Source organism: Streptomyces sp. NPDC003943 (genome assembly GCF_053605265.1).
The window spans coordinates 41,522-64,644 of record NZ_JBSGIW010000038.1; the positions used below are offsets into that span (position 1 = coordinate 41,522).

Below are 23,123 nucleotides of genomic sequence, written 5' to 3' on the forward strand. Positions count from 1 at the left end.
CGTATTGAGGCAATTGAGCATCGGCTGTACGAGGGTCAGGCCTCCCGCAGGCGGACCCGCTGGATCTGGCAGGCGAGCGCACGGCGCGCCGAGGCCGGGCCCGCCTCGCTCCCGTCCGTCGTGGCCAGGACGTCGAGGCCGCGGGCGATCCGGTCGTACGCCTTCTGGTACGCGCCGAACCGGGGTTCGGCCGAGTGCTCTCGCAGGTCCTCCTCGACGAGGCGTCGCAGCGCGTCCACGTTCGACGCGGTGAACCGCTTCCGGCCGCGGGCCAGTACGTGCACCAGTCGCGCGCAACGGGCCCTGTCGCCGAGGGCCTCCGAGACCTCCTCGGCGAGCCCCCACAGGCGCCCTTCGAGCCAGGGTGTGTCGTGCTGGTCGAGCGACACGTCCGCCGCCTCCCCGGCTCCGGGTCTGGCCAGCTGCTTGGAGACGGCCGGCTGGCTCATCCCGGCGAGCCGGGCGAGCCGGTCCTGGGTCCAGCCGGCCGCGGCCAGCGCCTGGATCATCTCGGCGCGCAGGCGGCGCATCTCCTCGCCCGCCCGGATGACCTCGTTCATCCCGGCGAACATCTGCCCGACCTGCTCCTCGGTCAGGTCCGTCGCGTCGAGGGCCTCGGGCGCATCGGTCGATTCGGCTGCCATAACCCTGTTATACACCGTGCTCGACACGCTCATAACCAGGTTGTATAACGTGGTTATGAAACCTCTCTTCTGTGTCCCCGGCGGCTCCGGCGACCCCGCCTACCTCGGCGACCTCGGCGGCCTCTCCGCCCACCGCACCCTCGTCCTCCCCGAACGGCCCAGCACCGCCGACGGCGTCGAGGCCCTCCGCATCCGCCTCGGACTCGACCGGATCGCCCTGCTCGGCCACTCCGCCGGCGCCAACACCGCCGTCCGGTACGCCGCCCGCCACCCGCACCGCGTCGAGCGGCTCGTCCTCGTCGCCCCGAGCACCCGCGCCGTCGGCATCGACATCACCGCCGGCACCCGGCTCGACCTCGCCCGCCGCCGCGCGCACGAGCCGTGGTTCCCGGCGGCCTTCGCCGCCCTGGAGGCGATCAACGCGGGCACGGGCGCCGACTGGGAGGCCGTCGCACCCTTCCGGTACGGCCGCTGGGACGCCGCCGCCCGCCGGCATCACGCGGCGAGCGTCGAGGCGGGGGCGGTCCCCGCCGTGGGTGACGCCGACACGCCTGCCGCCACTCGCGCCGGACTCCGCGCGCTCTCCGCGCCCGTTCTGCTGCTCGCGGGCGAGTTCGACGTGAACAGCCCGCCGAGCGCGGTGGGGGAGTGCGCCGGGCTCGTGTCGGACGCCGTATTCCACGTACAGGCGGGTGCCGGGCACTATCCGTGGCTGGACGACCCCGCCCGGTTCGTCGCGACCCTGACCGGGTTTCTCGGGCCCTGCCGGGCATGACCGACCGCCGGTGATGTACTAGAGTTATCTCGACATCGAGATATCTGCCGAGGCGCACCGCTGCCGTACGCCGACATCAGTCTGGCGGTAAGGGTTACCTAACTTAGCCTTACCTTAGCGGATTGGCGACGTGGCGTGGCGGCAGGATGCGGTGGAACGCGCACATATATGAAGGAGACTGTCGTGTCGGCGAACAGCTTCGACGCCCGCAGCACGCTGCGCGTGGGCGACGAGTCGTACGAGATCTTCAAGCTGGACAAGGTCGAGGGCTCCGCGCGCCTCCCTTACAGCCTGAAGGTCCTCCTGGAGAACCTGCTCCGCACCGAGGACGGCGCGAACATCACCGCCGACCACATCCGGGCGCTCGGCAACTGGGACTCCCAGGCCCAGCCGAGCCAGGAGATCCAGTTCACGCCGGCGCGCGTGATCATGCAGGACTTCACCGGTGTCCCCTGTGTCGTCGACCTCGCCACCATGCGTGAGGCCGTCGCGGCGCTCGGCGGCGACCCGGCGAAGATCAACCCGCTCTCCCCGGCCGAGATGGTCATCGACCACTCCGTCATCGCCGACAAGTTCGGCACGAACTCCGCCTTCGCGGAGAACGTGGAGCTGGAGTACGGCCGCAACAAGGAGCGCTACCAGTTCCTGCGCTGGGGCCAGACCGCGTTCGACGACTTCAAGGTCGTCCCGCCGGGCACCGGCATCGTCCACCAGGTGAACATCGAGCACCTGGCCCGTACGGTCATGGTCCGCAACGGCCAGGCGTACCCCGACACCCTCGTCGGCACCGACTCCCACACCACCATGGTCAACGGCCTCGGTGTGCTCGGCTGGGGCGTCGGCGGCATCGAGGCCGAGGCCGCCATGCTCGGCCAGCCGGTCTCCATGCTGATCCCGCGCGTCGTCGGCTTCAAGCTGACCGGCGAGCTGCCCACCGGCACCACCGCCACCGACCTGGTGCTGACCATCACCGAGATGCTGCGCAAGCACGGTGTCGTCGGCAAGTTCGTCGAGTTCTACGGTGAGGGCGTCGCCGCCACCTCGCTCGCGAACCGCGCCACCATCGGCAACATGTCGCCGGAGTTCGGCTCCACCGCCGCGGTCTTCCCGATCGACGACGAGACCCTGAACTACCTCAAGCTCACCGGCCGCTCCGAGCAGCAGGTCGCGCTCGTCGAGGCGTACGCCAAGGAGCAGGGCCTCTGGCTGGACCCGAAGGCCGAGCCGGACTTCTCCGAGAAGCTGGAGCTCGACCTCTCCACGGTCGTCCCGTCGATCGCCGGCCCGAAGCGCCCGCAGGACCGCATCGTCCTCGCGAACGCCGCCGAGCAGTTCAAGACCGACGTCCTCAACTACGTCTCCACCGTCGACGAGGCCGAGCTGGAGTCCTTCCCGGCCTCCGACGCCCCGGCCAACCACCCGAACGGTGGCGCCCCGTCGAACCCGGTCCAGGTCACCGCCCCCGACGGCACGACCTACACGATCGACCACGGTGCGGTGACGGTCGCGGCCATCACCTCCTGCACCAACACCTCGAACCCGTACGTCATGGTCGCCGCCGCGCTCGTCGCGAAGAAGGCCGTGGAGAAGGGCCTGACCCGCAAGCCGTGGGTCAAGACCACCCTCGCCCCGGGCTCGAAGGTCGTCACCGACTACTTCGACAAGGCGGGCCTGACCCCGTACCTCGACAAGGTCGGCTTCAACCTCGTCGGCTACGGCTGCACCACCTGCATCGGCAACTCCGGCCCGCTGCCGGAGGAGGTCTCCAAGGCCGTCAACGAGCACGACCTCGCGGTCACCTCGGTCCTCTCCGGCAACCGGAACTTCGAGGGCCGCATCAACCCCGACGTCAAGATGAACTACCTGGCCTCCCCGCCGCTGGTCGTCGCGTACGCCATCGCGGGCTCCATGAAGGTGGACATCACCAAGGACGCGCTGGGTGTCGACACCGAGGGCAACCCGGTCTTCCTCAAGGACATCTGGCCGTCGGAGGCCGAGGTCAACGACGTCGTCGCCAACGCCATCGGCGAGGACATGTTCTCCAAGTCCTACCAGGACGTCTTCGCCGGCGACGCCCAGTGGCAGGCGCTGTCGATCCCGACCGGCAACACCTTCGAGTGGGACCCGCAGTCGACCTACGTCCGCAAGCCCCCGTACTTCGAGGGCATGACGATGGAGACCACCCCGGTCACCGACATCGAGGGCGCCCGCGTGCTCGCGAAGCTCGGCGACTCGGTCACCACCGACCACATCTCCCCGGCCGGTGCCATCAAGGCCGACACCCCGGCCGGCAAGTACCTCACCGAGCACGGTGTGGAGCGTCGTGACTTCAACTCCTACGGCTCGCGCCGAGGCAACCACGAGGTCATGATCCGCGGCACGTTCGCCAACATCCGCCTGCGCAACCAGATCGCGCCGGGCACCGAGGGCGGCTACACCCGCGACTTCACCCAGGCCGACGGCCCGGTGTCGTTCATCTACGACGCCTCGCAGAACTACCAGGCCGCCGGCATCCCGCTGGTCATCCTGGGCGGCAAGGAGTACGGCTCCGGCTCGTCCCGTGACTGGGCGGCCAAGGGCACGGCCCTCCTCGGTGTCAAGGCCGTCATCACCGAGTCGTACGAGCGCATCCACCGCTCGAACCTCATCGGCATGGGCGTCCTCCCGCTGCAGTTCCCGGCCGGCCAGTCGGCCGACTCGCTCGGCCTGACCGGTGAGGAGACCTTCTCCATCACCGGCATCACCGAGCTGAACGAGGGCACCACCCCGAGCACGGTCAAGGTGACCACCGACACCGGTGTCGAGTTCGACGCGGTCGTCCGCATCGACACCCCCGGTGAGGCGGACTACTACCGCAACGGCGGCATCATGCAGTACGTGCTGCGCAACCTGATCCGCGGCTGAGGATCAGTACGGCAAGGGCCCTCTCCCCGTCCGGGGAGAGGGCCCTTGCCCGTGTGCGGGTCAGCCGAGGAGCTCGATCTCCGCCAACTCGCCGCCCGAGCCGGCCGCCACCAGCCGGTACCTCGCGTACGAGCCCGGCGCCGCCACCGTGAACACCCGGGTCTGCCGGTCCCACGCGAAGGACTCGCCCGACCGGCGGTCCAGGTCCGTCCACGTCACGCCGTCCGCCGAGCCCTGGAGCACCCAGCCCGCCGGAGCCTTCGCCCGGTCCGCCGACGAGGTCAGCGTGTACTGGACGGCCTTCCCGGGAGCGCTGACCGGCAGCTCGACCGCGCCGGCCACCGGGCCCGACGTCGCCGAGGTGTCGTCGAACAGCGGGCCCGCGCCCCTGACCAGATCCGTCCGCGGCGCCGGCACCTTGTCGTCCTTGGTGAGCGACACCGGGCCCGCCGAGGCGCCCGTGCCCCAGGCCGAGGGCTTCGGGCCCATGTCGAACTTCAGGGTGCCGCCCTTCGCGAGGAGGTCGTGCGGCAGCGCCGTCGACCTCCACGCCACGCCGTTCAGCCTCACGCCCTGGACGTAGATGTTGCGGGCGCTGTTCCGCGGCGCCTCCACGACCAGCGTGCGGCCGTTGTCCATCCGCACGGTCGCCTTCGTGAAGAGCGGCGAGCCGATCGCGTACTCCCCGCCGCCCATCACCAGCGGGTAGAAGCCGAGCGAGGAGAAGAGGAACCAGGCCGACTGCTCGCCGTTGTCCTCGTCGCCGTGGTAGCCCTGCCCGATCTCGCTGCCTGTGTAGAGCCGGGAGAGCACCTCACGGACCTTCTCCGCCGTCTTCCACGGCTGCCCGGCCGCGTCGTACATGTACGGCACGTGGTGCGCGACCTGGTTGGAGTGCCCGTACATGCCCATCCGCACGTCCCGGGCCTCGGTCATCTCGTGGATGACGCTGCCGTACGAGCCGGCCACGTCCGGGCTCGCCGTCTCCGGCGTGCTGAAGTACGCGTCGAGCTTCTGCGCGAGGCCCGCGCGCCCGCCGTACAGGTTGGCCAGGCCCCGGGAGTCCTGCGGGGCGGTGAAGGCGTAGCCCCAGCCGTTGGTCTCCGTGTAGTCGTAGCCCCAGATCCGCGGGTCGTACGACTCCGAGGGCACCCGCCAGGCGCCGCCGGCGTCCCGGCCCTGGAAGAAGCCGGCCTTCGTGTCGAAGAGCGTGACGTACTTGCGGGCCCGGTCGAGGAAGTACGCGGACTCCTCCGCGTACCGCTTCTTCCCGGTCCTCGCGTAGAGCGCCCGGCCCATCCTGCCGATGCCGTAGTCGTTGAGGTAGCCCTCCAGGGACCAGGACAGGCCCTCGTCGGTGTCGGTCGAGGCGTAGCCGGTGAAGGGCGAGGTCGCCATGCCCTTGCGGCCCGTGCCCCGGCTCGGCGAGACGACGGTCGCGTTCTTCAGGGCCGCCTCGTACGCCGCCTCCGCGTCGAAGTCGACCCCCTTCACGTACGCGTCGGCGAAGGCCACGTCGGAGGAGGTGCCGGTCATCAGGTCCGCGTAGCCGGGCGACGACCAGCGGGAGATCCAGCCGCCGTCCTTGTACTGCTGCACGAAGCCGTCGACCAGCTCGCCCGCCTTCTTCGGGGTGAGGAGTGAGTAGGCCGGCCAGGTGGTGCGGTAGGTGTCCCAGAAGCCGTTGTTGACGTACGGCCTGCCCTCGACGACCTTCGCGCCGGTCCGGGTCGGCGTGTCGGGCCCGGCCGGCGGAGTGAAGGGGCTGGCGTACCGGTAGGTCGAACCGACCTTCTCGAACGCCGAGTTGGGGTAGAGGTAGAGCCGGTAGAGGCTGGAGTAGAGGGTGACCAGCTGGTCGTGGCTCGCGCCCTCGACGGTGACCCGGCCGAGCACGTCGTCCCAGGCGTCCTGGGCGCGCTCGCGGACGGTGTCGAAGGACGTGCCCTCCGGGATCTCGTCGGCGAGGTTGGCCTTCGCCTGGTCGACGGAGATGAGCGAGGTCGCGATCCGCAGCGTGACCGTGCGGTCCGCGCCCGCGTCGAAGCGCAGGTGTCCCTGCACGCCCTGCGCCGAGGAGTCCGTGACCGGCGCGTCGAAGACGCCGTACACGAACATCCGGCCCGCGCCCGTCGACAGACCGCTCTTCACGTCGGAGTAGCCGGTGAAGGAGCGGGTCTCCGGGTCGAGGGTGAGGCCGCCCTGGTCGGTGACGTTGTCGAGGACGACGCTCGCGTCCGCTCCGGGATAGGTGAAGCGCATGACGGCCGCGTGGTCGGCCGGGGCGATCTCCGCCTTCAGACCGTTCTGGAAGGTGACGCCGTAGAGGTACGGCTTCGCCGTCTCGTCGGCGTGCCGGAACGGCAGCGCGCGGGCGCCCCGGTCGGTCGGCGGGGTGCCGGCGGCGGCCGACGGCATCACCTGGAAGGTCTGCCGGTCGCCCATCCACGGGCTCGGCTGGTGGCTGACGGCCAGCGCCTGGAGGGTGGGCAGGTTGTCCGCGTTGTTGCCGCGCGCGTACTCGTAGATCCAGCTCTGCGTCGCCGCGTTGGTGACCGGCGTCCAGAAGTTGAAGCCGTGCGGCACGGCCGTGGCCGGGAAGGTGTTGCCGCGCGAGAAGGAGCCGGAGGAGTTGGTGCCGCGGACCGTCGAGGCGTACTCGGAGAGGCGGTCGTACGGCTGCTGCGGCGTCTTCGGCGCGATCGAGAGGTCGTCGATCCAGCCCTGGAACTTCCCCGGGCCCTTGGGGGAGTCGTACGCCACCAGGATCCGGTCCACCGTCTTGCCGCCCGCCACGTCACCGATCCGGGCCGTCACCCGGTTCCACTGGTTGACGTAGAGCCGCTTGGCCGCGCCCTGCCCCTGCGGGGTGAGCAGCCCGCCGTACGAGTCCCTCGCGCCCAGATCGCTCAGATAGGTGCCGTCGGTGAAGGCGAGGTCCACGGACACGTTCGTGGCCGGGTAGTTCAGGTCGGCGTCGGAGGCCGACATCGACGGGAAGATCTCGTAGGACAGCTCGGTGTTGCGGACGATCCGGGTGTCGACGTCGAAGACCTTGTTGTACGAGTAGGCCCGGCCGTCGCCCTTGTGGGTGCCCGCGTAGCGCAGCGCGCGCTTCCCCGTGAAGCCCGCGCCCGCCTTGGCGGTGGGGGAGCCGCTGGGGCCGCGGTCGACGGCGCTGCGCATCTCCTCGGGGACGGGATGGGAGGTGTCGCCGTTCGAGAACTGGACGTCGGCGAGCTGGGTGAGGCCCGCGCCCGCGTTCCTGGTGATCTCCAGGCGGTAGTGGGCGTATGCGGTACCGGCTCCCGGGATGTCGTACGACTTCGTCTCGAAGCGCTTGGCGAAGCTCTCGCCCGCCCGCGTGTCGAGGACCGTCCACTCCTTGCCGTCCGCCGAGCCCTTGAGGGTCCAGTCGCGGGGATCGCGTTCGGCGGCGTCGTTGGCCGAGGTCAGCGCGTACGTCGCCAGCTTCACCGGCTGGTCGAGGTCGAACTCCAGCCAGGCGGTCGGCTCGAACACCAGCCACTTGGTGCCGGGTTGGAGATCGACCAGGTTCTCCTTCACCTCGCCGGCGCCGGCGTTCTCGCCGCTGGCGCGCACGGTCGTCACCCGGTCGGTGACGTTGCCCGGGATGCCGGTGGCGAATCCGCCGTCGACGCCCGATGCGCGCTGCTGTCCGTCGGGGCCGACTTCGACGGTGTCGCGCCAGGTCGGCTGGGTCTCGTCCGGTTCGAAGGAGGTTTTGAACTCCCGGGCGGTATCGGCGGAATCATCCGATCGGCCCGGAAGCGCCTGAGCCACCGAAGGGGTGAGGCTCAGGACCAGTGCGGCCGACGCCGCGAGCGAGAGTGCTCTGAGAGGGAGGTGCATGCCGTGTCGCCACTCCTGCCGCTGGTTGTAGACAACGTTGTCAGACTCACCGCGCAAAGTCCCAGAGAAGGGCAAGCGGCAAGGGCTGTCAAGGGCGTTGACGGCAAAATGAAGAGCGGGCCGGGGGAGGAAACGGGGCAGAAATACCGCGGATGTCCCGCAGGTCTCAACTCGGAGAAGACTGACGGGGAAAGCCGGTTTCGATCTTGCTCCGATGACGGGAAGTGGACTATACCTGTCGGCGTCCAGCCCGTCGTACCACGCAACAGTGACGACGACGCCCGACGCCTGCACGACCCAGCTGCAATTGACCGCGGTGGCGGGGCCCTTCGCCTGAGGCGAACTCTGTACGGGCGACCGGTACACCGCCTGAGTCCTGAATGAAGGCGAGGACTTGAGCATGGGATCCACCTCCGCCCAGAACGACGCCCCCGGTAACGGGGGCCTCGGCCGCCGCGATCTGATCAAGCGTTCCGCCGCGCTCGGTCTGATCTCGGTGCCCACGATGAGTTTCCTGTCGGCGTGCGCCTCCAGCGGCGGCGACGACACGAGCTCCGACAAGCCCAAGGGCGAGAAGACCAAGGACAATCCGTTCGGCGTCGCCAAGGGCGGAAAGATAGACGTCGTCGTCTTCAAGGGCGGTTACGGCGACGACTACGCCAAGGCGTGGGAGGCCAGCTTCAACAAGAAGTGGGGCATCACCGCGACCCACACCGGCACCCAGGAGATCACCGGCAAGCTCCAGCCCCGCTTCAACGCGGGCAACCCGCCGGACCTCGTCGACGACTCCGGCGCCCAGAAGATCAAGATCGACGTCCTGCAGAAGAACGGCCAGCTGCTCGACCTCGCCGAGGTCCTCGACGCGCCGTCCGTCGACGACCCCGCCAAGAAGGTCCGCGACACGCTGATCCCGGGCACCCTCGACGCCGGCATCCTGGAGGGCAAGACCGTCGCCCTCAACTACATCTACACGGTGTGGGGCCTGTGGTACTCCGGCAAGCTCTTCAAGGAGAAGGGCTGGACCGAGCCGAAGACCTGGGACGACTTCCTCGCCATCTGCAAGGACGCCACCTCACAGGGCATCGGCGGCCTCGCCCACCAGGGCAAGTACCCGTACTACATCAACGTCGCCATCATGGACCTGATCGCCAAGAAGGGCGGCCTGGACGCCATGAAGGCGATCGACAACCTCGACCCCAAGGCGTTCGTCGGCTCCGACGCCGCCAAGGAGGCCGTCGAGGCGATCTACGAGGTGGTCGAGAAGGGCTACCTCATGCCCGGCACCAACGGCCTCACCCACACCGAGTCGCAGACCCGCTGGAACCAGTACAAGGCCGCCTTCATCACCTGTGGCTCCTGGCTGGAGAACGAGCAGCTCAACCAGACCCCGGCCGACTTCGACATGAAGTTCATGCCCATGCCGCTGCTGCCCGGCAGCAAGATGCCGTACGAGGCGATCCGCGCCGGCTCCGGCGAGCCCTTCATCATCCCCGCCAAGGCCAAGAACCTGGCCGAGGCGAAGGAGTTCATGCGGATGATGCTCTCCAAGGAGTGGTCGACGCTCTTCGCCAAGGAGGCCAACTCGCTCACCATCCTCGCCGACGGCGTGGACCCGAGCGTCAAGCTGCGCCCCGGCACCCAGTCCACCGTCGAGGCGTCCAAGAAGGCCGGCACCAACACCTTCCGGTTCCTCTACACCGAGTGGTACAGCGAGATGGACACCGAGATCCAGAACGCCTCCAACGAGCTGATGGCGAAGCGCATCCAGCCCGCGGAATGGCTGAAGCGGGCCCAGGCCGCGGTCGACAAGGCCGCCAAGGACCCGGCGGCCAAGAACAACCACCGCGACTGATCTCGCGCACGACCGAGCCGGGAACAGCCGGGAACACCCGGCAACACCAGGGACAGGAACGCCACGCCATGCGCAAAGGGCAGTACAAGTTCGTCACGGGATTCCTCTTCGTCCCCGTGGCCCTCTATCTGGTCTTCGTCATCTGGCCGTACCTCCAGACGTTCGGCTACTCGCTGACCGACTGGAAAGGCCAGTCGCAGACCTTCTCCTTCGTCGGACTCGACAATTACGTCGCCCTCTTCAAGGACGACGTCTTCCTGGGAGCGGTCTGGCACAACATCCTGTTCCTGGTGTTCATCCCGGTGATCACCATCCTGCTCGCCCTCTTCTTCGCCTTCATGGTGAACGCGGGCGGGCGCAGCCGGGCCGGCGGAGTGGCCGGCGTCGGCGGATCGAAGTTCTACAAGATCGTCTACTTCTTCCCGCAGGTCCTCTCGCTCGCGATCCTCGCCGTGCTCTTCGGCGCTGTGTACCGCAGCGACACCGGCGGGATGCTCAACGGCGTGCTGCTCAAGCTCGGCCTCATCGACGCGGAGAACCCGGTCGAGTGGCTGAACGAGCCGAACTTCGTGCTCTGGGCGCTGATGGCGGTCGTCGTCTGGCACGGCGTCGGCTTCTACCTGGTGCTGTTCTCCGCCGCCATGCAGTCCATCCCCAAGGACATCTACGAGGCCGCGCTCATCGACGGCGCCGGCCGCGCCCAGTCCTTCTTCCGCATCACCCTGCCGCTGCTGTGGGACTCCGTGCAGACGGCCTGGGTCTACCTCGGCATCGTGGCGATGGACATGTTCGTCCTCGTCTCGACCATGACCTCGGGCGACTACGGCGGTGGCCCCGACCACCACAGCGAGGTCATGTCCACCGTGATGATGCGGAACTTCCTCTACTTCGGAAAGAGCGGCTACGCCTGTGCCATGGGCGTCGTGATGCTGCTGCTCACCCTGATCGTGTCCGTGGTCACGCTGCGCGCCACCCGCCGCGAGCGCCTCGAGTTCTGAGCGGGAGAACCGACGATGACTGCACCCATCCAGAAGTCCGACACCCCCACGGCCGGGGTGCCCCGCCAGCGCGCGGGCGGCAAGACCGGCAAGAGCGGCGCTCCGGCGTCCGGCCCCGCCCGTGAGGGCACCGTCCTGAACGTCTTCTCGCACGGCTTCCTCGCCCTCTGGGCGCTGATGATCGTGCTGCCGCTGATCTGGCTCGTGCTGAGCTCCTTCAAGACCGACTCGCAGATCGCCGGATCGGCCTTCGGCTGGCCCGCCCACTGGTCCTTCGACGTCTTCACCCGGGCGTGGCACAAGGGCATCGGCGACTACTTCCTCAACACCGTGATCGTCCTGGTGTTCTCGGTGCCGCTGACCATGCTCTTCGGCTCCATGGCCGCGTACGTGCTCGCGCGCTACCGCTTCTGGGGCAACCGGCTCATCTACTACTTCTTCGTCGCCGGCGCGATGTTCCCGGTCTTCCTGGCGCTCGTCCCGCTCTTCTTCATGGTGAAGATGCTCGGGATGCTCAACACCTACCAGGGCCTGGTCCTGGTGTACGTCGCCTACTCGATGCCGTTCACCGTCTTCTTCATGCACTCCTTCTTCCGGACGCTGCCGACGGCCGTCTTCGAGGCGGCGATCCTGGACGGCGCCTCGCACACCCGGGCCTTCTTCCAGGTGATGCTGCCGATGGCGAAGCCGGGCCTGGTGAGCGTGGGCATCTTCAACACGCTGGGGCAGTGGAACCAGTTCCTGCTGCCGACCGTGCTGATGCAGCCGCAGACGGGTGACGACCCCGAGCGGTACGTGCTCACCCAGGGCCTGATCCAGCTCCAGCAGCAGCAGGGCTACGCCTCCGACCTGCCGGTGCTCTTCGCCGGCGTGACGATCGCCATGATCCCGATGCTGGTGGTCTACCTGTCCTTCCAGCGGCAGGTCCAGGCAGGTCTCACCTCGGCCACGCTCAAGTAACGAGTCAGGCGCTCCGTCCGGCCTCCGGGGGACTCACTCCCCGGGGGCCGGATCTTTTGCGTCCGGATTCCGGTCCGCTGTAGGACTTGACGCCGACAAGCCCCACAGCGGAGCTTGGAGTTCATAACTTGTACACGTCATAGGGTGGAGAGAGTCAATGGAGACTCCGGGGTCGCAGTCCTCGCTGCACCGGGCCAATCTGGAGCGGGTCGTCCGGGCGGTAAGGATGGCCGGATCGCTCACCCAGGCGGAGATCGCCCGGGCGACGGGCCTGTCCGCCGCCACGGTCTCCAACATCGTGCGGGAGCTGAAGGACGGCGGCACCGTGGAGGTCACCCCGACCTCCGCCGGGGGCCGCCGGGCCCGCAGCGTCTCGCTCAGCGGCGACGCCGGCATCGTCATCGGCGTCGACTTCGGGCACACCCACCTGCGCGTCGCGGTCGGCAACCTGGCCCACCAGGTGCTCGCCGAGGAGGCCGAGCCGCTGGATGTCGACGCCTCCGCCGCGGAGGGCTTCGACCGGGCGGAACGGCTGGTCACACGGCTGATCGCGAGCACCGGCATCGGCCGGGACAAGGTCATCGGCGTCGGTCTCGGCGTGCCCGGACCGATCGACGTGTCCTCGGGCCTGCTCGGCTCCACGTCGATCCTGCCGGGCTGGAGCGGGATCAACCCCGCCGACGAGCTCTCCGCCCGCCTCGGCGTCCCCGTGCACGTCGACAACGACGCCAACCTCGGCGCGCTCGGCGAGCTGGTCTGGGGCAGCGGCCGGGGCGTGAAGGACCTCGCGTACATCAAGGTCGCCAGCGGTGTGGGCGCCGGCCTGGTGATCGACGGCCGGGTCTACCGGGGCCCGGGCGGCACGGCCGGCGAGATCGGCCACATCACGCTCGACGAGTCGGGCCCGGTGTGCCGCTGCGGCAACCGGGGCTGCCTGGAGACCTTCACCGCCGCCCGCTACGTGCTGCCGCTGCTCCAGCCCAGCCACGGGCCCGATCTGACCATGGAGCGGGTGGTGCAGCTGGCCCGCGAGGGCGACCCCGGCTGCCGCCGGGTGATCGCCGACGTCGGCCGGCACATCGGCAGCGGTGTCGCCAACCTCTGCAACCTCTTGAACCCGAGCCGGGTGATCCTGGGCGGAGATCTGGCCGAGGCCGGTGAGCTGGTGCTGGCGCCCATCAGGGACTCCGTCTCGCGCTACGCCATCCCCAGCGCCGCCCGGCAGCTCTCCGTGGCCCCGGGGGCCCTGGGCGGCCGCGCCGAGGTGCTCGGCGCGCTGGCGCTCGTGCTGAGCGAGATGGGCGAGTCGACGCTCCTCGAAGGCGCTGTGGGCGCTATGGGCGGTTTGTCGGGGGCGATGAAGTCGCAGTCTCCTGCCTTCACTTAGATAACGAATGGCACCGTTGTCGTCTCGTTAAGGATTTACTCCTTGACGACGGGCGTGTGGCCGAGTTGACTTCCAGCCACCTCGGCCGCAACGTCGCGGCCTCGTCAGGGAGGCAACCCCACATGAACGCAGTGACGCGTCGCGTCGTCATAGGCACGGCCGCGGTTTCCATGGCCCTCTCCCTTGCCGCCTGTGGCAAGGCCGGTGACAACGGCTCCGGCGGCTCGGCCGGCGGCGACAGCAAGACGATCGGTCTGCTCCTGCCGGAGAACAAGACCACGCGCTACGAGACCTTCGACCGCCCGATCATCGAGGCGAAGATCAAGGCCCTGTGCTCCGACTGCGAGGTCAAGTACAACAACGCCGCGCAGGACACCGAGACGCAGAAGAAGCAGTTCGACGCGCTCGTCACCCAGGGCGTGAAGGTCATCATCCTGGACTCGGTCGACTACAAGGCCACCAAGTCCTGGGTCCAGCAGGCCGAGGCCAAGGGCGTCAAGGTCGTCGCGTACGACCGCCTGGCCGAGGGCCCGATCTCCGCCTACGTCTCGTACGACAACGAGAAGATCGGCCGCCTGCAGGGCGAGGCCCTGGTGAAGGCCCTCGGTGCCGGCGCCAAGTCCGCCAACGTTGTCATGATCAACGGCTCGCCGACCGACCCGAACGCCCCGCTGTTCAAGAAGGGCGCGCACAGCGTCATCGACGGCGCCGTGAAGAAGGTCGTCTACGAGCAGGACATCCCGGACTGGTCCCCGGACGAGGCCAACAAGAAGATGGGCGCCGCCATCGACTCGCTGGGCAAGACCGGCTTCCAGGGCGTCTACTCCGCCAACGACGGCATGGCCGGCGGCATCATCACCGCCCTCAACAAGCAGGCCGTCAAGGTCCCGGTCGGCGGCCAGGACGCCGAACTCGCCGGTCTGCAGCGCATCCTGAAGGGCGACCAGGCCTTCACGATCTACAAGCAGATCAAGCCCGAGGCCGAGACCACCGCCGAGATCGCCGTCAAGCTCCTCAAGGGCGAGAAGATCGACGAGCTCACCCCGGTCCAGGTCGACAGCCTCACCGGTGAGTTCAAGGGCATCCCGGCGAAGCTGTACGACGCGCAGGTCGTGACCAAGGAGAACATCGCCTCCACGATCATCGCGGACAACGTCTACAAGGCGGCCGACATCTGCACCCCCGAGTACAAGGCGGCCTGCGAGGCCGCGGGCATCAAGTAGCCCGCCGGGCCCCGGCTCGCCCCGCCCCCCACGCAGAAACGGTCCGGCGCACCCGCCCCGACATCCACGCCCCGCAAGCGGGGGCGGGGCGCCGGACTCCCTCATCCGCACCCCCTCAGTCTTTCTGCACCACATCCCCGCCGGTCAGGCGGCGAAGGAGATGATTCACGTGTCCGCTGCGCCCGTGCTGGCGTTGCGCGGGGTCTCCAAGCGGTTCGGCGCCGTCCAGGTGCTCACCGATGTCGATCTGGAGATCCACGCCGGAGAGGTCGTCGCCCTCGTGGGCGACAACGGCGCCGGCAAGTCCACCCTCGTCAAGACCATCTCGGGCGTCCACCCGATCGACGAGGGCACCATCGAGTGGGACGGCCGCCCCGTCCAGATCACGAAGCCCCACGACTCCCAGAACCTCGGGGTCGCGACCGTCTACCAGGACCTCGCGCTCTGCGACAACCTCGACGTCGTCGCCAACCTCTTCCTCGGCAGCGAGCTGAGCTCCGGCTCCGTGCTCGACGAGATCGCCATGGAGAAGCGCGCCCGGGAGCTCCTGGACACCCTGTCCATCCGGATCCCGTCGGTCCGGATCCCCGTCGCCGCCCTCTCCGGCGGCCAGCGCCAGGTCGTGGCCATCGCCCGCGCCCTGATCGGCGACCCCAAGATCGTCATCCTGGACGAGCCCACCGCCGCCCTCGGCGTCGAGCAGACCGCACAGGTGCTCGACCTGGTGGAGCGGCTGCGCGAGCGCGGCCACGGCGTCATCCTCATCAGCCACAACATGGCCGACGTGCGCGCCGTCGCCGACAAGGTCGCCGTGCTCCGGCTCGGCCGCAACAACGGCGTCTTCGACGTCGCCGACACCACCCACGAGACGATCATCGCCGCCATCACGGGTGCCACGGACAACGCCGTGACCCGCCGGCAGGCCCGTACTGCCGCGAAGGAGGACGCGAAGTGAGCGACCTCACCAAGACCACGCCCGAGGAGTCCGCGCAGAACGGGGGCGCCGAGCAGTCCGCCGCGCCGGTCCCGGCCGTCGACCCGCGCCTCCTCGTCCGCGAGGAGGGCCTCAAGGGCTACCTGACCGAGTTCTCCCGCAAGATCCGCGGCGGCGAGCTCGGCTCCCTCCCGGTGATCCTCGGCCTGATCGTCATCGCGATCGTCTTCCAGCTCCAGAACGCCAACTTCCTGTCCGCGAGCTCGGTCGCCAACGTCGCCGTCTACGCCTCCGGCCTCGGCATCATGGCCGTCGGCATCGTCTTCGTGCTCGTCCTCGGCGAGATCGACCTCTCCATGGGCTCGGTCGCCGGCGTCGGCGCCGCCGTCTGGGCCGGCCTCCAGGTCACCCACGGCATGAACCAGTGGCTGTCCATCGTGCTCGCGGTGCTCACCGGCACCGTCATCGGCGCGCTGCACGGCTTCTTCTTCGCCAAGATCGGCGTCCCCGCCTTCGTGGTCACCCTGGCCGGCTTCCTCGGCTGGATGGGCCTCCAGGAATGGCTGATGGGCGGCGAGGGCTCCATCAACACGCCGTCCGGCAGCGTGGTGGAGAACCTCACCAACTACTTCTTCGCCGACAAGATCGCCGCCTACGGCCTCGCCCTGCTCGCCGTCGCCCTCTACGTGCTCTCGCAGCTCCGCGACAGCAGCCGCCGCAAGGCCGCCCAGCTCCCGGCCCGCCCGATGAGCGAGATCCTGCTGCGCACCGGCGTCGTCGCGATCCTGGTCTTCGTCGTCGCGTACGTGATGAACGAGCCCGCCGGCGCCCGCGGCCTGCCGCTCGCCCTGGTGCTCTTCCTGGCCGTCCTGGTGATCGCCGACTTCGTCGCCCGCCGCACCCTCTTCGGCCGCAAGGTCTTCGCGGTCGGCGGCAACGCCGAGGCGGCCCGCCGCGCCGGCATCAACGTGGACCGGATCCGGATCGCCGTCTTCGCGATCTCCGGCACCCTCGCCGCCTTCGGCGGTCTGTTCATCGCGAGCCTCTCCGGCGGCGCGACCAAGAGCCTCGGCGGCGGCAACACGCTGATGCTGGTCATCGCCGCGGCCGTGATCGGCGGCACCAGCCTCTTCGGCGGCCGGGGCAAGGTCTGGTCCGCGCTGCTGGGCATGATCGTGATCCAGTCGATCCAGCAGGGTCTGAACATGATCGGCATGTCCAACGCGATCCAGAACATGATCACCGGTGCGGTGCTGCTCGCCGCCGTCGTGATCGACTCGGTCTCCCGCCGCACGCAGAAGACCGCGGGCCGCGCGTGACGCCGGTCACCGCCCCGTAACCCGGACCCCGTACAGTCCGCCCGGCGCCGAGAACCGGCGCCGGGCACTGCTGCGTCCGGAGCAGTGCGGCGACCGCACGGATCATCGGTGTGTCGGCCATCCGGGTGGCGGTGAAGCCCCCGGCCCGATGCCCACGATCCAAGACGGAACATTAGACTCGACAAATCGGCAAGCTCGACCAGTTCAAAGCAAGGAGGCACGGGTGGCTCTGCTGACCCGTATCAGGGGACCGCGAGATCTGGACCGGCTCTCCTCGGAACAGCTGGACCAGCTGGCCGAAGAGATCAGGACTTTCCTCGTGGACGCCGTCTCCAAGACCGGCGGGCACCTCGGTCCCAATCTCGGCGTGGTCGAGCTGACCATCGCCCTGCACCGCGTCTTCGACTCGCCCAAGGACAAGGTCCTCTGGGACACCGGCCACCAGAGCTACGTCCACAAGCTGCTCACGGGCCGCCAGGACTTCTCCAGGCTCAAGATGAAGGGCGGTCTGTCGGGCTACCCCTCGCAGGCCGAGTCCGAGCACGACGTCATCGAGAACTCGCACGCCTCGACCGTCCTCGGCTGGGCCGACGGCCTGGCCAAGGCCAACCAGGTCCTGAAGAAGGACGACCACGTCGTCGCCGTCATCGGCGACGGCGCGCTGACCGGCGGCATGGCCTGGGAGGCGCTCAACAACATCGCCGACGCCAAGGACCGTCAGGTCGTCATCGTCGTCAACGACAACGAGCGTTCCTACGCGCCCACCATCGGCGGCCTCGCCAACCACCTGGCCACCCTGCGCACCACCGACGGCTACGAGCGCTTCCTCGCCCGCGGCAAGGACATCCTGGAGCGCACCCCCGTCGTCGGGAAGCCGCTCTACGAGACGCTGCACGGCGCCAAGAAGGGCCTGAAGGACTTCATCGCCCCGCAGGGCATGTTCGAGGACCTCGGCCTGAAGTACGTCGGCCCCATCGACGGCCACGACATCGAGGCCCTGGAGTCGGCGCTCACCCGTGCCAAGCGCTTCGGCGGCCCGGTCATCGTGCACTGCCTCACCGAGAAGGGCCGCGGCTACCAGCCCGCGCTCCAGGACGAGGCCGACCGCTTCCACGCCGTCGGCAAGATCCACCCCGACACCGGTCTGCCGATCGCCTCCTCCGGCGCCGACTGGACCAGCGTCTTCGGCGAGGAGATGGTCGCGCTCGGCAAGGAGCGCGAGGACATCGTCGCCATCACGGCGGCCATGCTCCAGCCGGTCGGCCTCGACCGCTTCGCCAAGGCATTCCCGGAGCGCGTGTTCGACGTCGGCATCGCCGAGCAGCACGGCGCGGTCTCCGCGGCCGGCCTCGCCACCGGCGGCCTGCACCCGGTCTTCGCCGTCTACGCGACCTTCCTCAACCGCGCCTTCGACCAGGTCCTGATGGACGTGGCCCTGCACAAGTGCGGTGTGACCTTCGTCCTGGACCGGGCCGGCGTCACCGGCACGGACGGCGCCTCCCACAACGGCATGTGGGACATGTCGATCCTCCAGGTCGTGCCCGGCCTGCGGCTCGCCGCGCCGCGCGACGCCGACCAGGTCCGCGCCCAGCTGCGCGAGGCCGTCGAGGTCACCGACGCCCCCACCGTGGTCCGCTTCTCCAAGGGCGCCGTCGGCCCCGCCGTACCCGCCCTGCGCCGGGTCGGCGGCATGGACGTGCTGCGCGAGGCCGGCAGCGACACGCCCGACGTGCTGCTCGTCTCGGTCGGCGCGCTCGCGCCGATGTGCCTGGAGATCGCCGACCTGCTCGACAAGCAGGGCATCTCCACCACCGTCGTCGACCCGCGCTGGGTCAAGCCCGTCGACGAGGCCCTCGCCCCGCTCGCCGAGGGCCACCGCGTCGTCGTCACCGTCGAGGACAACAGCCGCGTCGGCGGCGTCGGCTCCGCCGTCGCCCAGGCCCTGCGCGACGCGGGCGTGGACGTGCCGCTGCGCGACTTCGGCATCCCGCCGCGCTTCCTCGACCACGCCTCGCGCGGCGAGGTGCTCGCCGAGATCGGCCTGACCGCGCCGGACATCGCGCGCCAGGTCACCGGTCTGGTCTCGCGCCTGGACGGCCGGTTCGAGAGCAGCACCAAGGCCGTGGAGCCCGCGAGGGACTGACGGGACGACTCTCCACGGTCCGTCACACCGCGTCACCATTGGGCCGGTCGGCTCACCCCTTGGGGTGCCGACCGGCCCTTCCGCGTGCATCCTGGCCTGAGAGCGGGCAGCCCCAGGGCGAGCCAGGGAGGTAGGACCGTGAGCACGGACCAGCAATCCACGCGGAACTCCGGCCTGTTCCGGACCAAGTCGGTCGAACAGTCGATCCGCGACACCGAAGAACCCGAGCACGCCCTCAAGAAGTCCCTCTCCGCCTGGGACCTCACCGTGTTCGGCGTCGGCGTCATCATCGGCACCGGCATCTTCGTCCTCACCGGAAAGGTCGCCAAGGAGAACGCGGGCCCCGCCACAGCCCTCGCCTTCGTGGCCGCCGGCATCGTCTGCGCCCTCGCGGCCCTGTGCTACGCGGAGTTCGCGTCCACGGTGCCGGTCGCCGGATCGGCGTACACCTTCGCGTACGCCTCCATCGGCGAACTGCCCGCCTGGATCATCGGCTGGGACCTCGTCCTGGAGTTCGCGCTGGGCACCGCCGTCGTCGCCGTCGGCTGGTCCGGCTACGTGCGCTCGCTCATGGACAACATCGGCTGGCATCTGCCGGCCGCGCTCGAAGGGCCCGACGTGCCCGGCGGCACGTTCGACCTCCTGGCCTTCCTGCTCGTCCTGGTGCTCACCGCCGTCCTCGTGGTCGGCATGAAGCTCTCGGCGCGGATCACCGCCGTCGTCGTCGCCATCAAGGTGACCGTGGTGATGATCGTGATCATCGCGGGTCTGTTCTTCATCGTCGGCGACAACTACCACCCGTTCATCCCGCCGGCCGTCGCCCCGCCGGGCGGTGTCTCGGGATGGAACGAGCCGATGCTCGGGCTGATCTTCGGCTACACGCCGACCAACTTCGGCGTCATGGGCATCTTCACCGCCGCCTCCGTCGTCTTCTTCGCCTTCATCGGCTTCGACGTCGTCGCCACCGCCGCCGAGGAGACCAAGCTCCCGCAGCGCGACATGCCCCGCGGCATCCTCGGCTCGCTGTTCATCTGCACGGTGTTGTACGTGGCGGTGGCCCTCGTCGTCACCGGCATGGAGCACTACACCAAACTCTCCGTCAGCGCCCCGCTCGCCGACGCCTTCAAGGCCGTCGGCCACCCCTTCTACGCGGGCGTCATCAGCTTCGGTGCCGCCGTCGGCCTGACCACCGTCTGCCTCATCCTGCTGCTCGGCCAGACCCGCGTCTTCTTCGCGATGAGCCGCGACGGCCTGTTGCCCCGCTTCTTCTCCGTCACGCACCCGCGCTTCAAGACCCCGTACCGGCCGACCATCCTGCTCGGCGGGCTCATCGCGATCATCGCCGGGTTCACCAGCATCAACGAGCTCGCGACCCTGGTGAACATCGGCACCCTGTTCGCCTTCGTCATGGTCGCGATCGGCGTCATCATCCTCCGCCGCACCCGCCCCGACCTGCACCGGGCCTTCCGCACTCCCTGGGTGCCGGTCATCCCGATCCTCTCCGTCGCCGCCTCCCTCTGGCTGATGCTCAACCTGCCGGGCGAGACGTGGTTCCGGTTCGCGGTCTGGATGCTGATCGGCCTCGTCGTCTACTTCCTGTACGGGCGCAGGAACAGCCGCCTGGGCAAGGTGGGCCCGGAGGCGAGGTACTAGCCGACGTATCAGGGAAGAGCTCGGGGCCCCACGCAGGCGGCGCCCGTCTCCGCCACCCTCCGCCGCAGCTCCCGGTCGGCCGTGACCACCAGACACGGCCGGCCGGCCGCGTTCCGGGCGAGCTCCACGATCAGGTCGTCCCCGCTGCCGGGCGCCTCCTCGACACGTACCCCCGGCACCGGGGCCACGCCGCGGGCCCGGCCCTCCACGACGAGCACGATCTCGTACGGGCCGGGGTACGGGCCCTCGACCGGCCCGCCGCGCTCGGCGAGCCGGTCCCGCAGCCGCTCGGCGGCGCCGCGGCGGTCCTTCCACCAGCCGTCGGGAACCGAACCGACGACATTGGCACCGTCGACGACGAGCAGCGGAAGCGGCGCGGGAGACATCATGGGGTCAGGATGTCAGCCGCCGGTCGCGGGCGACTTCTTCGCCTTCTCCGGGATGTCGCTGTCCTCGCGGATCGCCGTCCACAGCTGCGTGGCGTTCGGCTCGTACGCGACGACCCGGTTCGGGTCCTTCTTGTCGTAGGCGACCGGCAGCATGATCGTCTCCATGTTCGCCGGGTCGATGCCGTTGAGGCTGCGGCCGTAGTCGGCGAGCGACTTGAGCGAGGCCAGCTCGGAGTCGGTGGTGAGCGCCTTCGTCGCCGAGTCCGCGACCGAGTACGCCTTGGTGGGGCTGCCCAGCAGGTCCTGCTTCTTCACCTCGGTGAGCAGCGCGGTGAGGAACTTCTGCTGGTTGCCGATGCGGCCCAGGTCGCTGCCGTCACCGACGGCGTAGCGGGTGCGCACGAAGGCGAGCGACTGCGTGCCGTCCAGGCGCTGCGGCCCGGCAGCGAGGTCGAGGCCGGTGTGCTTGTCCTTGATGGGCTTGTCGACGTCGACGGTCACCCCGCCGATCGCGTCGACCAGGTCCTTGAACCCGGCGAAGTCGATCTCCATGTAGTGGTCGAGCCGCACGCCGGACATCTTCTCGACGGTCTTCACCACACACGCCGGACCGAAGCCCGAGTACACCGAGTTGAACATGACCCGCTTCGCCTCGGGCGCCGTCCCGCCGCCGCGCCGCGTGCACTCCGGCCGCGTCACCAGCGTGTCCCGCGGAATGCTCACCGCCACGGCCTTCTGCCGCCCCTCGGGCACGTGCACCACGAGCGCCGTGTCCGACCGCGCCCCGCTCACCGCGGCCCCGTCGAGCGCCGCGTTCGCGCCGGCCCGCGAGTCCGAGCCGAGCACCAGCAGGTTCTGCCCGGACGTCGGCAGCTTCGGCGGCCGGTTGTCGCCGAGCTCCTTGGTGATGTCGACGGCCTTGATGTTCCCGTCGATGCTCGAGTACATCCAGTACACGGTCCCGCCGGTGGCGAGGACGAGCACGAGCAGGGTCAGCAGGACGATGCGGCCGGTCCTGCGCTTGCGGGGAGCCCTGCGGCGCGAGCCGCTCGCCGTCGTGTTGTGGTCGGTCATGGCTGGGTTGAGTCTCTTCCTTCGTGACGCAATGGTATGAAAGTGTGCAGATCGGGTTTTGTCGGGAAACTGAGGCCGTCGACCGTCCGTGAACGCCCGGTGAAGCGTGTGACAAACTTCGGGGCGACGGACAGGTGGAGAGGCGGATGGTGATCGTGATCCGTGGCAGGAACAGGGGTCGGAACACGGACTCCGGCGTGGTCACCCATCGCGACACCGAGGCTCCCGGGCCGGTCATGGCCCGACCGCCGGCCGGCCGCTGGCTGTTCACCGGCGGCGACGGACGGCTGACGGCCTACGCGACCACCGCCACCGGCCTCGTCCGCTGGACCGAGACCGCGCACGGTGCCTTCGAGGGCCCCCGGCTCATCGAGGTCCCGGGCTGGGCAGGGCCGCTGAGTCTCGCCCGCAGCCCCGAGGGATACGTCTGCTTCGCCGGTATCCGGCGCGCGCCGCAGGGCGACGCCGGCCATGTGATCGTCAGCACCCAGTACCAGACCGGCCGTCCGCTCACCGACTGGTACGACCTCGGGATTCCGTCCGGCGAGGGCGGCGGGGGCGATGACCCGGTCGTCGCCGGACCGCTGGTCGTGGTCAACCAGAGCTCCGGTTCCGTGCACGTCCTCGTGTCGCTGCGGCACGGCGGGATCGTGCGGCGCAGCCGCACCGCCGAGGGCCGCTGGGGCCGCTGGAAGAACGTCACCGACCGCCCGTACGCGGGGGAGTTCACCGCCGCCATGCCGACGGGCGGCCCGCTGGAGGTCCTGGCCGTTGGCGCCGACGGGTCCGTGGACCGCTGGGCGGGTGCGGGCGGCGGCCGCTTCGAGCTGAGGGATCGTTTCGGCATAGCCGTGGCCGACGGCACCCTGACCGCCCTCGAAACCGGGAAGAAGCGCACCACGTACCTGTGGCGCTACCCCGGGGACGACTCGCTGGTCGGCTGGCGCGCCGCGACGGGCAGCGCCCAGGCCGCCGGTGTCATGGCGCTCGGCGGC

16 protein-coding genes are annotated in these 23,123 nt (G+C 69.4%); 12 read left to right on the forward strand and 4 right to left on the reverse strand.

Annotated elements, in window-relative coordinates; all coding sequences use genetic code 11:
• Positions 1-35 precede the first annotated feature (35 nt).
• The gene (locus ACWEV0_RS17780; protein ID WP_453150224.1) at positions 36-644 is read right to left on the reverse strand and encodes a sigma-70 family RNA polymerase sigma factor; all 609 of its coding nucleotides are present in this window, start codon (positions 642-644) and stop codon (positions 36-38) included.
• Between the two features lie 55 nt (positions 645-699).
• Between ACWEV0_RS17780 and ACWEV0_RS17785 the strand changes: the two genes are divergently transcribed.
• Both ACWEV0_RS17785 and acnA read left to right on the forward strand, forming a co-directional pair.
• A complete protein-coding gene (locus tag ACWEV0_RS17785; protein WP_453150225.1) occupies positions 700-1,419 on the forward strand; it encodes an alpha/beta fold hydrolase in 720 nt (239 codons plus the stop codon).
• A 168-nt stretch (positions 1,420-1,587) separates the two neighbouring features.
• Positions 1,588-4,323 carry an aconitate hydratase AcnA gene (gene acnA / locus ACWEV0_RS17790; RefSeq protein WP_453150226.1) on the forward strand — a complete coding sequence of 912 codons (2,736 nt, stop codon included), beginning with the start codon at positions 1,588-1,590 and terminating at the stop codon, positions 4,321-4,323.
• Positions 4,324-4,383: 60 nt separating this feature from the next.
• Here the strand turns inward: acnA and ACWEV0_RS17795 are convergent, their stop codons facing one another.
• Positions 4,384-8,196, reverse strand: a complete 3,813-nt coding sequence (locus ACWEV0_RS17795) for a GH92 family glycosyl hydrolase (RefSeq protein WP_453150227.1) — start codon at positions 8,194-8,196, stop codon at positions 4,384-4,386.
• A gap of 400 nt (positions 8,197-8,596) precedes the next feature.
• On the opposite strand from ACWEV0_RS17795, the gene ngcE reads away from it, so the two are divergent.
• From ngcE to ACWEV0_RS17840, 9 genes are all read left to right on the forward strand, one after another.
• Positions 8,597-10,048: an N-acetylglucosamine/diacetylchitobiose ABC transporter substrate-binding protein gene (gene ngcE, locus ACWEV0_RS17800; protein WP_453150228.1), complete on the forward strand. Its 1,452-nt coding sequence runs from the start codon at positions 8,597-8,599 to the stop codon at positions 10,046-10,048.
• Between the two features lie 68 nt (positions 10,049-10,116).
• Positions 10,117-11,046 (forward strand): carbohydrate ABC transporter permease, encoded by a 930-nt coding sequence (locus ACWEV0_RS17805; RefSeq protein ID WP_451606382.1) that lies wholly within the window; start codon positions 10,117-10,119, stop codon positions 11,044-11,046.
• Positions 11,047-11,061: 15 nt separating this feature from the next.
• The gene (locus ACWEV0_RS17810; RefSeq protein WP_453150229.1) at positions 11,062-12,006 is read left to right on the forward strand and encodes a carbohydrate ABC transporter permease; all 945 of its coding nucleotides are present in this window, start codon (positions 11,062-11,064) and stop codon (positions 12,004-12,006) included.
• A 157-nt stretch (positions 12,007-12,163) separates the two neighbouring features.
• Complete coding sequence (locus ACWEV0_RS17815; protein WP_453150230.1) at positions 12,164-13,393, forward strand: ROK family transcriptional regulator; 1,230 nt, start codon at positions 12,164-12,166, stop codon at positions 13,391-13,393.
• A 122-nt stretch (positions 13,394-13,515) separates the two neighbouring features.
• The gene (locus tag ACWEV0_RS17820) at positions 13,516-14,616 is read left to right on the forward strand and encodes a substrate-binding domain-containing protein (RefSeq protein WP_453150231.1); all 1,101 of its coding nucleotides are present in this window, start codon (positions 13,516-13,518) and stop codon (positions 14,614-14,616) included.
• A gap of 160 nt (positions 14,617-14,776) precedes the next feature.
• Positions 14,777-15,571, forward strand: a complete 795-nt coding sequence (locus tag ACWEV0_RS17825) for an ATP-binding cassette domain-containing protein (protein ID WP_451606378.1) — start codon at positions 14,777-14,779, stop codon at positions 15,569-15,571.
• A complete protein-coding gene (locus ACWEV0_RS17830; RefSeq protein ID WP_453150232.1) occupies positions 15,568-16,869 on the forward strand; it encodes a sugar ABC transporter permease in 1,302 nt (433 codons plus the stop codon). The genes ACWEV0_RS17825 and ACWEV0_RS17830 overlap by 4 nt, the downstream gene beginning before the upstream one ends.
• A gap of 223 nt (positions 16,870-17,092) precedes the next feature.
• Positions 17,093-19,012, forward strand: coding sequence for a 1-deoxy-D-xylulose-5-phosphate synthase (gene dxs / locus ACWEV0_RS17835; protein ID WP_453150233.1), 1,920 nt, complete (start codon positions 17,093-17,095; stop codon positions 19,010-19,012).
• 138 nt (positions 19,013-19,150) lie between these two features.
• Entirely contained in the window at positions 19,151-20,665 is a 1,515-nt protein-coding gene (locus ACWEV0_RS17840; protein ID WP_453150234.1) for an amino acid permease, read from the forward strand.
• A gap of 8 nt (positions 20,666-20,673) precedes the next feature.
• Here ACWEV0_RS17840 and ACWEV0_RS17845 read toward each other — a convergent pair whose 3' ends face one another.
• Both ACWEV0_RS17845 and ACWEV0_RS17850 read right to left on the reverse strand, forming a co-directional pair.
• The gene (locus tag ACWEV0_RS17845; RefSeq protein ID WP_453150235.1) at positions 20,674-21,054 is read right to left on the reverse strand and encodes an NTP pyrophosphohydrolase; all 381 of its coding nucleotides are present in this window, start codon (positions 21,052-21,054) and stop codon (positions 20,674-20,676) included.
• Positions 21,055-21,066: 12 nt separating this feature from the next.
• Positions 21,067-22,128 (reverse strand): LCP family protein, encoded by a 1,062-nt coding sequence (locus tag ACWEV0_RS17850; RefSeq protein ID WP_453150236.1) that lies wholly within the window; start codon positions 22,126-22,128, stop codon positions 21,067-21,069.
• A gap of 197 nt (positions 22,129-22,325) precedes the next feature.
• On the opposite strand from ACWEV0_RS17850, the gene ACWEV0_RS17855 reads away from it, so the two are divergent.
• The coding region (locus tag ACWEV0_RS17855; protein ID WP_453150237.1) for a hypothetical protein at positions 22,326-23,123 on the forward strand (798 nt) is incomplete at its 3' end.

Bases quoted from the DNA above. Each gene is read 5' to 3' on its own strand.
- ACWEV0_RS17820 (WP_453150231.1), top strand. From the start codon at position 13,516: ATGAACGCAGTGACGCGTCGCGTCGTCATAGGCACGGCCGCGGTTTCC.
- ngcE (WP_453150228.1), top strand. From the start codon at position 8,597: ATGGGATCCACCTCCGCCCAGAACGACGCCCCCGGTAACGGGGGCCTC.
- ACWEV0_RS17785 (WP_453150225.1), top strand. From the start codon at position 700: ATGAAACCTCTCTTCTGTGTCCCCGGCGGCTCCGGCGACCCCGCCTAC.
- ACWEV0_RS17825 (WP_451606378.1), top strand. From the start codon at position 14,777: ATGATTCACGTGTCCGCTGCGCCCGTGCTGGCGTTGCGCGGGGTCTCC.
- ACWEV0_RS17780 (WP_453150224.1), bottom strand. From the start codon at position 644: ATGGCAGCCGAATCGACCGATGCGCCCGAGGCCCTCGACGCGACGGAC.
- ACWEV0_RS17810 (WP_453150229.1), top strand. From the start codon at position 11,062: ATGACTGCACCCATCCAGAAGTCCGACACCCCCACGGCCGGGGTGCCC.
- acnA (WP_453150226.1), top strand. From the start codon at position 1,588: ATGAAGGAGACTGTCGTGTCGGCGAACAGCTTCGACGCCCGCAGCACG.
- ACWEV0_RS17795 (WP_453150227.1), bottom strand. From the start codon at position 8,196: ATGCACCTCCCTCTCAGAGCACTCTCGCTCGCGGCGTCGGCCGCACTG.
- ACWEV0_RS17845 (WP_453150235.1), bottom strand. From the start codon at position 21,054: ATGATGTCTCCCGCGCCGCTTCCGCTGCTCGTCGTCGACGGTGCCAAT.
- ACWEV0_RS17850 (WP_453150236.1), bottom strand. From the start codon at position 22,128: ATGACCGACCACAACACGACGGCGAGCGGCTCGCGCCGCAGGGCTCCC.
- ACWEV0_RS17805 (WP_451606382.1), top strand. From the start codon at position 10,117: ATGCGCAAAGGGCAGTACAAGTTCGTCACGGGATTCCTCTTCGTCCCC.
- ACWEV0_RS17815 (WP_453150230.1), top strand. From the start codon at position 12,164: ATGGAGACTCCGGGGTCGCAGTCCTCGCTGCACCGGGCCAATCTGGAG.